The sequence below is a fragment of the Pseudomonas citri genome (assembly GCF_025336485.1).
GTDB lineage: Bacteria > Pseudomonadota > Gammaproteobacteria > Pseudomonadales > Pseudomonadaceae > Aquipseudomonas > Aquipseudomonas citri.
Genome location: NZ_JAODAB010000009.1, coordinates 61,237 through 72,593, shown reverse-complemented (window position 1 = coordinate 72,593; position 11,357 = coordinate 61,237). Strand labels below are relative to the sequence as shown.

At 61.3% G+C, this 11,357-nt stretch carries 11 protein-coding genes; 6 read left to right on the top strand and 5 right to left on the bottom strand.

What is annotated here, in order from left to right; all coding sequences use genetic code 11:
* Positions 1-141: 141 nt before the first annotated feature.
* Positions 142-1,536 carry a GABA permease gene (gene gabP / locus N4Q37_RS12735; RefSeq protein WP_260958353.1) on the top strand — a complete coding sequence of 465 codons (1,395 nt, stop codon included), beginning with the start codon at positions 142-144 and terminating at the stop codon, positions 1,534-1,536.
* A gap of 45 nt (positions 1,537-1,581) precedes the next feature.
* Here gabP and N4Q37_RS12730 read toward each other — a convergent pair whose 3' ends face one another.
* On the bottom strand, positions 1,582-2,316 hold the full coding sequence (locus N4Q37_RS12730) for a response regulator transcription factor (RefSeq protein ID WP_260958352.1): 735 nt from the start codon (positions 2,314-2,316) through the stop codon (positions 1,582-1,584).
* 175 nt (positions 2,317-2,491) lie between these two features.
* On the opposite strand from N4Q37_RS12730, the gene N4Q37_RS12725 reads away from it, so the two are divergent.
* The gene (locus N4Q37_RS12725; protein WP_260958351.1) at positions 2,492-4,045 is read left to right on the top strand and encodes a sensor histidine kinase; all 1,554 of its coding nucleotides are present in this window, start codon (positions 2,492-2,494) and stop codon (positions 4,043-4,045) included.
* Between the two features lie 192 nt (positions 4,046-4,237).
* On the opposite strand, the gene N4Q37_RS12720 is transcribed toward N4Q37_RS12725, so the two are convergent.
* The 4 genes from N4Q37_RS12720 to glyQ form a co-directional block, all read right to left on the bottom strand.
* Entirely contained in the window at positions 4,238-5,017 is a 780-nt protein-coding gene (locus N4Q37_RS12720) for a lysophospholipid acyltransferase family protein (protein ID WP_260958350.1), read from the bottom strand.
* A gap of 80 nt (positions 5,018-5,097) precedes the next feature.
* Complete coding sequence (gene gmhB, locus N4Q37_RS12715; RefSeq protein ID WP_260958464.1) at positions 5,098-5,637, bottom strand: D-glycero-beta-D-manno-heptose 1,7-bisphosphate 7-phosphatase; 540 nt, start codon at positions 5,635-5,637, stop codon at positions 5,098-5,100.
* A gap of 4 nt (positions 5,638-5,641) precedes the next feature.
* Positions 5,642-7,693: a glycine--tRNA ligase subunit beta gene (gene glyS / locus N4Q37_RS12710; protein WP_260958349.1), complete on the bottom strand. Its 2,052-nt coding sequence runs from the start codon at positions 7,691-7,693 to the stop codon at positions 5,642-5,644.
* On the bottom strand, positions 7,690-8,643 hold the full coding sequence (glyQ, locus tag N4Q37_RS12705; protein WP_022641565.1) for a glycine--tRNA ligase subunit alpha: 954 nt from the start codon (positions 8,641-8,643) through the stop codon (positions 7,690-7,692). The genes glyS and glyQ overlap by 4 nt, the downstream gene beginning before the upstream one ends.
* An 81-nt stretch (positions 8,644-8,724) precedes the next feature.
* Between glyQ and tag the strand changes: the two genes are divergently transcribed.
* The 4 genes from tag (at position 8,725) to N4Q37_RS12685 (ending at position 11,303) form a co-directional block, all read left to right on the top strand.
* On the top strand, positions 8,725-9,282 hold the full coding sequence (gene tag / locus N4Q37_RS12700) for a DNA-3-methyladenine glycosylase I (RefSeq protein ID WP_260958348.1): 558 nt from the start codon (positions 8,725-8,727) through the stop codon (positions 9,280-9,282).
* Positions 9,283-9,324: 42 nt separating this feature from the next.
* A complete protein-coding gene (locus tag N4Q37_RS12695) occupies positions 9,325-10,212 on the top strand; it encodes a lysophospholipid acyltransferase (protein WP_260958347.1) in 888 nt (295 codons plus the stop codon).
* A 103-nt stretch (positions 10,213-10,315) separates the two neighbouring features.
* The gene (locus N4Q37_RS12690; RefSeq protein WP_260958346.1) at positions 10,316-10,669 is read left to right on the top strand and encodes a VOC family protein; all 354 of its coding nucleotides are present in this window, start codon (positions 10,316-10,318) and stop codon (positions 10,667-10,669) included.
* Positions 10,670-10,856: 187 nt separating this feature from the next.
* Positions 10,857-11,303, top strand: coding sequence for a GNAT family N-acetyltransferase (locus tag N4Q37_RS12685; RefSeq protein ID WP_260958345.1), 447 nt, complete (start codon positions 10,857-10,859; stop codon positions 11,301-11,303).
* The last annotated feature ends 54 nt before the right edge of the window (positions 11,304-11,357 follow it).

The window sequence follows — 11,357 nt, the reverse complement described above, 5'->3', positions numbered from 1 at the left end:
CCTGAGAGGCCCGGCCGGCGGGCGTATAGGTTTTCTGGCGCAGAACTTGCGTGTTAAATAAACAACACACCGTATTTTTAAATTTACAAGAAAACGGTGGTACGAGGCGTTACGTATAAATCCAAGACCAAGGGTGTCTCAATGAGCGGTACGCAAATTTCCAATAATCTGGAGCAAGGGCTCAAGCCTCGTCACGTGACGATGCTGTCCATCGCCGGCGTTATCGGCGCGGGTCTTTTCGTGGGCTCCGGCCACGCTATCGCAGCCGCCGGTCCGGCCGTGCTGTTGGCTTATGCCGCCGCCGGTGCGCTGGTGGTGTTCGTGATGCGGATGCTGGGTGAAATGGCGGTAGCTTCGCCGGATACCGGTTCTTTCTCGACGTATGCCGATCGCGCGATTGGTCGTTGGGCCGGTTTTACCATCGGCTGGCTTTACTGGTGGTTCTGGGTCCTGGTGATCCCGTTGGAAGCCAACGCTGCGGCGACGATCCTGCATGCCTGGTTTCCCAACATCGCCATCTGGAGCTTCACTCTGGTAATCACCTTGCTGCTGACGGCGACCAACCTGTTCAGTGTGAAGAACTATGGTGAATTCGAGTTCTGGTTCGCCCTGGTCAAGGTCGTGGCGATCGTTGGCTTCATCGGCCTGGGCATCCTGGCGGTGTTCGGTTTGTTGCCCAGCAGCCAGGTCAGCGGTGTTTCGCACCTGTTCGATACCCAAGGCTTCCTGCCCAACGGCATGGGCGCGGTGTTGGGCGCAATCCTGACCACCATGTTCTCGTTCATGGGCACTGAGATCGTGACCATCGCCGCTGCTGAGTCCAAGAACCCTGGCCAGCAGATTTCCAAGGCAACCAACTCGGTTATCTGGCGGATCGGCTTGTTCTACCTCGTGTCCATCTTCATCGTCGTGGCCCTGGTGCCATGGAACGACCCGATGCTGGCGAGCCTGGGTTCCTACCAGACCGTGCTGGAACGCATGGGTATCCCCAATGCCAAATTGATTGTCGATATCGTGGTCCTGGTGGCGGTAACCAGCTGCCTGAACTCGGCGCTCTACACGGCTTCGCGCATGATGTTCTCGCTGGGCAAGCGCGGTGACGCGCCGGCCGTTTCCCAGCGCACCAACAACAGTGGTACGCCTTACTGGGCGGTGATGCTGTCGACGGGCGCAGCGTTCCTGGCGGTGTTCGCCAACTACGTGGCACCGGCGGCGGTCTTCGATTTCCTGCTGGCCAGCTCGGGCGCCATCGCGTTGCTGGTGTACCTGGTGATCGCGGTTTCGCAGCTGCGTATGCGCAAGCAGCGTATGGCTCGCGGTGAAAAAATCGCCTTCAGCATGTGGCTGTTCCCTGGCCTGACCTACGCGGTGATCGTGTTCATCGTCGGGGCCCTGACCATCATGCTGTTCCAGGAAGCCCACCGCGTGGAAATCCTCGCAACCGGTCTGCTCAGTGTGCTGGTCGTTGCGTCCGGGCTGCTGGTGCAACGTCGGCGGATCGCGAAAGCAGGAAGCCTGGTACAGACAACCAGGTGACATCCAGTGTGGCGAGGGAGCATGCTCCCTCGCCACGGCTGCCCCCTAACCCGCCACCGCCGCTTCACTCCCCATCGTCACACTCTCCAACCGATACCCATACCCATAGATCGTCAGCAACTGCCAGCCTCGATCGGCCGTCAGCCCGAGCTTGTTGCGCAGGCGATAGATGTGGGTGTCGAGTGGGCGGGAGGAGGACATTTCCTCGTGGGTCCAGAAGCGCTCGTAGAAATATTCGCGGGACAAGGGGCGGCCCAGGTTGGCGAACAGGCAGCGGGCCAGGCGGTATTCCCGTTCGGTGAGGCTGATGGGGATGCCCGCGCGGGTGACGGTCAATTCGGCGTCGTCGAATTCCAGGTCATTGAACACCCGGACATCGCTGGCGGGCGCGCGTTGCAGGTTATGGCGACGCAATACGGCGGTGACCCTGGCCTTGAGCTCGTTGGGCCTGAAGGGCTTGCTCACATAGTCGTCGGCGCCGGCGTTGAGGGCCTGGACGATGTCGTGTTCGCCGTCGCGGCTGGTCAGCATGATGGCGGCCGGCGGTGAGTCCATGTGTTCACGGGTCCAACGCAGCAGCGCCAAGCCGCTGAGGTCGGGCAATTGCCAGTCGAGGATCAAGAGGTCGAAGGTTTCCCGGCGCAGTTGCCGCAACAGGTCCTCGCCTCGTTCAAAACTGTGCAGGGTCCAGGCCTGCTCAGTCCTGCCGCAAATCTGCTGCAGTGTCTGTTCCACCCGGCGCAGCTCGGCCGGTTCGTCATCCAGTATGGCGACACGCATGGGGCGCGATTCCTTGATCTCGAGAGTAACGGACATCTCAGGTGGCCTTGCAGCGCGATGGCCCCCTGTCGCTGGTTTGCGACAATACCGGCTCGCGGTACAGAGGGAAAGGCAGCAGCGCGCCAGCCTTCGAGTCCGCTATAGTCGTAGGCCTTTCAGCCTGTCGGTTTGACGCATGATCCCTGAAAAAATCCCTCGTCCTGACCTGCTTGTAGGCCACCCCCGTCGGCGTGAAAGCCGCGAACCGAGTCAGGTTCAACGATTGTTTCGGCAATTGATACGCGAATGGGCGTGGATCAGCCTGCTGCTCCTGCCGCTGACTGCCCTGCTGTCGTTTTTTAGCCAATCGACCCATGACGGCGCAGGCGCGGCGCTGTTGTCCATGTGCCTGGTGGGTTGCGCGCTGGGCTTGTTGCTGCTGCGTCCACATTTGGCGTTATGGACGACGGTGTTCGGCATGTGTCTGGCCCTGTTGATCAGCGCTGTGCTGGGCGCACGGGGGAGCGGATGGTCGCCGATGGCGAGTGTGCTGGGCATGTTGTTCGGTTACCTGATTTGGAACTGGCGACGCCTGAGCGTGGTGCTGGCGTACTTTGGTTGGGAGCTGGCACGACTGGACAAGGAACCCAAGGTGTTCCCGGAACGGCGGCGTGCGCCGTACACCGGCAGCGACCGTTTGCAAGGCCAGATCATGGCGTTGGAACAAGCCATGGGCCGGACCCGGGACACTCGGCGTTTTATCGCCGACGGCCTGGAATATCTGCCCGTGGCGACGATGATCAGCGACCCCCAAGGCAAACTGTTGCTCGGTAACCGCAAGGCGCGGGACCTCTTCGGCCATGACCTGGCCGGCGGCGAGGTACTGGAGCTGCTCGCGCAATTGGGTTACCCGGGGCTCGAGCAACGGTATTCCCAGCCGTTATCCACACTGCCGCTGCTGGAGTTTCGCGACATCCGCGAGCGCAGCTTGCGCCTGGAGCGTGCGGCGCTGTTGCCGGTGGACGGCGATGCCCCCATTGGCTGGCTGCTGAGCCTGACCGACCTGAGCGCCGAACGTGAGGCCGAAGAACAGCGCACCGTCATGCTGCGTTTCCTCTCTCATGACTTGCGCGCCCCCCATTCGGCGATCCTGGCGCTGCTCGATGTGCAGCGCCATCAGGCGGATGGGGATAACCCACTGTTCGACCAGATCGAACGCCAGGTGCGTCGCGCCCTGGACCTGACCGAGGGCTTCGTGCAATTGGCCAAGGCAGAATCCGAGGCGTATCAATTCCAGCCCACGCTGTTCGCCATGCTGGTGCTGGACGTGCTCGACCAGGCGCTGCCGATCGCCCAGGCCAAGCGCATTCAACTGGTGCATGAAATAGCCGATGAAGAGGCGATGTTGAGGGCGGACCAGTCATTACTGACCCGGGCGCTGTTCAACTTGCTGGAGAACGCCATCAAGTACAGCCCATCAGGTACCCGCATTGCCTTGCAGGTGAGTTGTGCACAGGGTTGGTTGATCTGTGACGTCACGGACCACGGCAAAGGCATCAGCGCGCAAGAACTGCCGGATCTGTTCAGCCAGTACCGACGGTTTTCCTCCGCCCATGGCGTGGATGGGATTGGCTTGGGGCTGTCGATGGTCAAGGCAGTGGTCGACCATCACGAAGGGCAAATCGAGTGCCGTAGCGTGGTCGGCGAAGGGACGACGTTCAGCTTGCGATTTCCGTTGCTGAAAGAATAGAAGCTCGCAGCCTTTGGTAGCTCCTACGGGATTGTAGGAGCTACCAAAGGCTGCGAGCTTTTTCGGTGCTAGAAAAAACTTATGCACCTAGGCGTGTGTTTTATGTGTTTAGGAAATATGTATTAAAAACAAGTAGTTACTAAACAAGAGCAACGTTTTTCGAAAAAACGGTACACAGGTTATCCACAGATCTCAAACAGCGACCTGGTCGGCTGCGGCCGGCGCGGCGGGGGCCGGAGGCAGGGAACCCATGTCCCGTTGTGCCTGTTCATTCCAGGCCTGGACGCGGTCGTTGAGGTCGGCAATGGCGCGAGGGCCAGTGCCTTCGGCGTACATCGGCGCACCGATCACCACTTGGATGACGCCTGGCGTTCTGACCCAGCCTGCCTTGGGCCAGAATTTGCCGGCATTGTGTGCAATCGGCAGTACCGGCAGCTCCGCGTTCACCGCCAAGGCAGAACCGCTACGGGAGAACTTACCCATGGTCCCGTAGGGAACACGCGTGCCCTCGGGGAAAATCAGTACCCAGGTATGGTCCTTGAGCAGTGCGTCACCCTTCTGCGCCACTTGCTTGAGTGCAACCTTGGGGTTGTCGCGATCGATGGCGATCGGGCGCAGCATTGCCATGGCCCAACCGAAGAACGGGACGAACAGCAGTTCACGCTTGAGAACCTGGCTCAACGGCTCGAAATAGGCCGAGAGAAAGAACGTCTCCCAGGTGCTCTGGTGGTTGGACTGGATCACACACGGGCGCTCGGGCACGTTCTCGGCGCCCTTCACTTCATAGCGAATGCCCAGGAACACCTTGCTCAGCCACAATGCGCAGCGGCACCAGTACACATTGATGAAGCGGTAGCGTGCCTTGAACGGCAAGAAAGGCGCGATAAAAAAACTCAAGGTGCACCACAACAACGAGCTGGTGCCCAGCAGCAGGTAAAAGAGAAAGGATCTGATGGCCTGCAATATCGACATAGCGGCGTTTACCGTTGCGGGCAATGCCCGTCTCGTTCAAGCGCTTCCCGAACAGTCCTTGATCAGGATGTCTTGGCGCTCTAATTGTGGATAAGTTCAGCGGCAATCGCCGCCAGGTCGTCAAAAACCAGGGTGCCTACCGGTAGGGTCTTGCCCAGAGTCTTTTCGCCTTTCCCGGTCTTTACCAAAACAGGCTGACAGTCGACGGCCTTGGCCGCCTCCAGGTCACCGAGGCTGTCGCCGACGAACCACACGCCGGTCAGCGCCACGTCGTAATGCGCGGCGATGGCTTTCAACATGCCCGGCTTGGGCTTGCGGCAATCGCAACCTTCGTCGGGCCCGTGCGGGCAATAGACGATCAGCCCGACTTCGCCACCCTGCTCCGCCACCAACGAACGCAAGCGCTCGTGCATGGCCTCGAGGACGGCGAGGTCGTAGTAACCGCGAGCGATGCCCGACTGGTTGGTGGCGACCGCCACCGTCCAGCCGGCCTTGCTCAACTGCGCGATGGCTTCGATCGAGCCGGGGAGCGGCAGCCACTCCTCCACCGATTTGATGTACGCGTCGGAGTCGTGGTTGATCACCCCGTCCCGATCGAGAATCAGCAGTTTCAACAGCAGCTCCTCAGCCCAGCATGGAAATGTCGGCAATGTTGAGGAACAACCCGCGCAGACGCGTCAGAAGTGCATAGCGGTTCTTGCGCACGTCGTCATTGTCCGCATTCACCATCACGGCGTCGAAGAACGCATCCACAGGCTCGCGCAATGCCGCCAGGCGCGCCAGTGCTTCGGCGTAATCGCGTTTTTCCATGAGCGGCTGCACGGAGGTGTAAGCCTGTTGAATCGCCGAGTTGAGCGAGAACTCCGCGGCGTTATCGAAGTAACGCGCTTCAGGGGCCTTGATTGAAGGCTCGGCCTTGCTCAACAGGTTCGACACACGCTTGTTCACCGCCGCCAGCGCTGCCGCTTCCGGCAATTTGCGGAAAGCTTGCACCGCTTGTACGCGCTGGTCGAAGTCCAGGGCCGAACCCGGTTTCAGGGCACGTACCGACAGGTAGGTCGCGACGTCGACGCCTTCGTCTTCATAACGCGCGCGCAGGCGGTCGAAGATGAATTCCAGCACCGCGTCGGCCAGGCCGGCGGCCTTGACCTTGCCGCCGAACGCGTTGACGGCGAAGGCCACCGCGTCGTTCAGGTCCAGGTCCAGTTGCTTGTCGATCAGGATGCGCAGCACGCCCAGCGCCGCACGGCGCAGGGCATACGGGTCTTTGCTGCCGGTGGGCAGCATGCCGATGCCGAAAATGCCCACCAGGGTGTCGAGCTTGTCGGCGATGGCCACGGCCGCACCGGTCAGGGTGGTCGGCAGTTCAGCGCCGGCACCGCGGGGCATGTACTGCTCGTTCAACGCCAGGGCCACGTCTTGCGGCTCGCCGTCGTTGAGGGCGTAGTAGTAACCGGCAATACCTTGCATCTCCGGGAACTCACCGACCATCTCGGTGGACAGGTCGCACTTGGACAAGATGCCGGCACGGGCTGCGCGCTGGGCGTCGCCGCCGATGCGCGGGGCGATGAATGCCGCCAGTTTCGATACGCGCTCGGCCTTGTCGTAGACGCTGCCGAGTTTTTCCTGGAACACCACGTTGCGCAGGCGCTCGTTGAAGCTTTCCAGCGGCTGCTTCTTGTCTTGCTTGAAGAAGAACTCGGCGTCGGTCAGGCGCGGGCGAACGACTTTTTCGTTACCGGCGATGATCTGTGCTGGGTCCTTGCTTTCGATGTTGGCCACGGTGATGAAGCGCGGCAGCAACTTGCCTTCGGCGTCCAGCAGGCAGAAATACTTCTGGTTGTCCTGCATGGTGGTGATCAGCGCTTCCTGCGGCACTTCAAGGAAACGTTCCTCGAACGAGCACACCAGCGGCACAGGCCATTCCACCAGGGCGGTCACTTCGTCCAGCAGGTCGGCCGGCACGATGGCGGTGCCTTCCTGGCGGGTCGCCAGTTCTTCGGTGCGTTTGCTGATCAGTTCGCGGCGCTCGTTGGCGTCGGCCAGCACGTAGGCGGCACGCAGGTCGGCCAGGTAGTTGGCCGGCGAGGTGATGCGCACGCTCTGCGGATGATGGAAACGGTGACCGCGGGAATCGCGACCGGCCTTCTGGGCCAGGATCGTGCAGTCGATGACCTGGTCGCCAAGCAGCATGACCAGCCATTGGGTCGGACGGACGAACTCTTCCTTGCGCGCGGCCCAACGCATGCGCTTGGGAATCGGCAAGTCGTTCAGGGAATCTTCGACGATGGTCGGCAACAGGCTGGCGGTCGGCTTGCCCTTGATGCTCTGGCTATAACGCAGCTTCGGACCGCTCTGGTCGATCTCGCTCAGGTCCACGCCACACTTCTTGGCGAAGCCCAGGGCGGCTTGGGTCGGGTTGCCATCGGCGTCGAACGCGGCCTGGCGTGGCGGGCCGTCGAGGTTGATGCTGCGGTCCGGCTGCTGGGTCGCCAGGGCGGTGATCAGCACGGCCAGACGGCGCGGCGCGGCAAAGACTTGCTTGGTTTCGAAGTTCAGGCCAGCGGCTTGCAGGCCTTTTTCGATACCGGCCAGGAACGCGTCGGCCAGGGTATTCAGGGCTTTGGGTGGCAGTTCTTCGGTGCCCAGTTCAACCAGAAAATCTTGAGCACTCATTGTGCAGCCTCCAGCTTAGCCAACACTTCATCACGCAGGTCCGGGGTCGCCATCGGGAAGCCCAGCTTGGCACGTGCCAGCAGGTAGGCTTGCGCAACGGAACGCGCCAGGGTGCGCACTCGCAGGATGTATTGCTGGCGTGCAGTCACGGAGATCGCCCGGCGCGCGTCCAGCAGGTTGAAGGTGTGGGACGCCTTCAACACCATTTCATAGCTCGGCAACGGCAGCGGCTGGTCCAATTCGATCAGGCGCTTGGCTTCGCTTTCATAGAAATCGAACAGTTCGAACAGCTTGTCGACGTTGGCGTGCTCGAAGTTGTAGGTCGATTGCTCCACTTCGTTCTGGTGGAACACATCGCCATAAGTCACTTTGCCGAACGGGCCGTCCGCCCAGACCAGGTCGTAGACCGAATCCACGCCTTGCAGGTACATGGCCAGGCGTTCCAGGCCGTAGGTGATTTCGCCGGTCACCGGGTAGCACTCGATGCCGCCCGCTTGCTGGAAGTAGGTGAACTGGGTCACTTCCATGCCATTGAGCCAGACTTCCCAGCCCAGGCCCCAGGCGCCCAGGGTCGGCGATTCCCAGTTGTCTTCGACGAAACGAATGTCGTGCACCAGCGGGTCGAGGCCCACGTGCTTGAGGGAGCCCAGGTACAGTTCCTGGAAGTTCTCCGGGTTCGGCTTCAGTACCACCTGGAACTGGTAGTAGTGCTGCAGACGGTTCGGGTTTTCGCCGTAGCGGCCGTCAGTCGGGCGACGGCTGGGCTGTACATAAGCGGCGTTCCAGGTTTCCGGGCCGATGGCGCGCAGGAACGTGGCGGTGTGGAAAGTGCCGGCGCCTACTTCCATATCGTAGGGCTGAAGTACCACGCAACCTTGCTCGGCCCAGTATTGCTGGAGGGCGAGGATCAAGTCTTGGAAGGTACGCACGGCTGGCGTAGGCTGGCTCACGAAATTCACCTGTTTCTTGGGCTGCGATTTAAAGAGCGGGAGTATACCCGATTCGTTCGTGCGCACGCCCCCTGGAGCCTTATGCCACGCTGCTTTTGGTGTACCGAAGATCCGCTGTACATGGCTTATCACGATCAGGAGTGGGGCACGCCGCTGCGCAATGCGCAGGGTTTGTTCGAGTTGCTTTTGCTCGAAGGGTTCCAGGCCGGGCTGTCCTGGATCACCGTTTTGCGCAAGCGCGAGCATTACCGCAAGGTGATGTTCGGCTTTGACGTACAACGCCTGGCGCAGATGAGCGACGCCGAAATCGACGAACTGATGCTCGACCCCGGCATCATCCGCAACCGCCTCAAGCTCAACGCCGCGCGGCGCAATGCCCAGGCCTGGCTGGCGCTGGAAGACCCGGTGGCGTTTCTCTGGTCGTTCGTCGACGACACACCGGTCATCAACCATTTCAAGGGCCGCAGCGAAGTGCCGGCCATCACGCCCCAGGCCGTGGCGATGAGCAAAGGCCTGAAAAAGGCCGGTTTCACCTTCGTTGGGCCGACGATTTGCTACGCCTTCATGCAGGCCTCGGGCATGGTCATGGACCACACTCAGGACTGCGACCGCTACGCCGAGTTGGCAAACGGCGGTTAGAATAACCGGCTCGCGACACGGCCATGAATTCAGGAGTCACCTGTGGATAAGTTGAAAGGCGCCTTGCTGGTCGGCGCTCTGCGGTTGTTTGCGCTGCTGCCCTGGCGGGCAGTGCAGGCGACGGGTTCGGCCATTGGCTGGCTGATGTGGAAATTGCCCAACCGCTCCCGCGACGTGGTGCGGATCAACCTCGCCAAGTGTTTTCCCGAGATGGACCCGGCCGAGCGTGAACGCCTGGTGGGCCAGAGTCTCAAGGACATCGGCAAATCCCTGACCGAAAGCGCCTGCGCCTGGATCTGGCCGGCCCAGCGTTCCATCGAGCTGGTGCGCGAAGTCGAAGGCCTCGACGTGCTGAAAGAGGCGCTGGCCTCCGGCAAAGGCGTGGTGGGCATCACCAGCCACCTGGGCAACTGGGAAGTGCTCAACCACTTCTATTGCAGCCAGTGCAAACCGATCATTTTCTACCGCCCGCCCAAGCTCAAGGCAGTGGATGAGCTGCTGCAAAAGCAGCGTGTGCAACTGGGCAACAAAGTCGCGGCGTCGACCAAAGAAGGCATCCTCAGCGTCATCAAGGAAGTGCGCAAGGGCGGCCAGGTGGGCATCCCCGCCGACCCGGAACCAGCCGAATCCGCTGGCGTCTTCGTGCCCTTCTTCGCCGTCAAGGCCCTGACCAGCAAGTTCGTCCCGAACATGCTCGCTGGTGGTAAAGCGGTCGGCGTCTTCCTCCACGCCCTGCGCCTGCCGGACGGTTCAGGCTACAAAGTCATCCTCGAAGCCGCCCCCGAGGCCATGTACAGCACCGACACCGAAACCGCCTGCGCGGCCATGAGCCAAGTGGTGGAACGCTACGTCCGCGCCTACCCGAGCCAATACATGTGGAGCATGAAACGCTTCAAGAAACGCCCGCCGGGCGAGGCGCGGTGGTACTGAAAGCAAGGCATCCACTGCGGCAAGGGCCGCGGGATTCGTCCCCGCTGGGCTGCGCAGCAACCCCAGAACCCCACCTACCCCCCAACCCGCCAAGGAGGCGCCAATGGGCATTCGAGGTAACGATCGCCAGATCGATAACATTGAGTTCAACGTCAACGACATCGCCCGAAGCAAAGCCTTCTATGGCAGCGTATTCGGCTGGAGCTTCGTCGACTACGGCCCGACCTATACCGAATTCAGCGACGGTCGCCTGACCGGTGGGTTCACGACCGGCGAACCCGTACGTCCCGGCGGTCCGTTGATCATCTTGTACGCCGATGACCTGGAGGCGACCCAACTCAGGCTCAAGGCCGAAGGGGCCACCATCAGCCGTGAAGTCTTCGCCTTCCCGGGAGGCCAACGCTTCCACTTTATCGATCCGGACGGCTATGAGCTGGCGGTGTGGTCGGCTGCCTGATCCCCATCGAAAGCAAACAATCTCCCTCGCCAAGTCAGGCCATTTCAGAATGCTGTGTCGCGATTGAGTGGCGAGGATTCCATTGTGGCGAGGGGATTCAGCGAAACGTCGCACCGCCCCGCTGGGCTGCGCAGCAGCCCTAACCGTTTCACTGTTATTCCCCATCTTCCAGGCACGGACGACTACCATGCGGATACGCAAACTGACCCACGACGACCTGCCCCGCGCCAGTGCCCTTTGCCTGGATGCTTTCATGCAGGCGGTTGCGCCCTCCCTGTCCGCGCAGGGTGTGGAAACCTTCGCCAAGGTGGCAGCGGTGCAGGCGTTTGCCGACCGTATGGAGGGCGACAACCTGATGCTGGTCTGTGAAGTGGATGGAGTGATAACGGGGCTGGTCGAGTTCAAGGAAGGGCGCCACGTGGCGATGCTATTCGTCGCGCCGAGCTGGCAGCGTCGGGGTATCGGCATGCGCCTGATAAAGGCGGCGTTGGAGCAGGCAAGGGGTGAGATCGTGACAGTCAGGGCATCGTTGTCTTCGGTGGCATCTTACGAAAGCTACGGATTCGTCCTGGCAGGGGATGTGGGCAACTTCGCTGGGCTGGTCTATCAGCCGATGGAGAAGCGGCTGCCTTGAGTCTCGAAAGTGCTGTTCGGCGCAGAAAAGCCAACACCGACGGATGATGCAAAG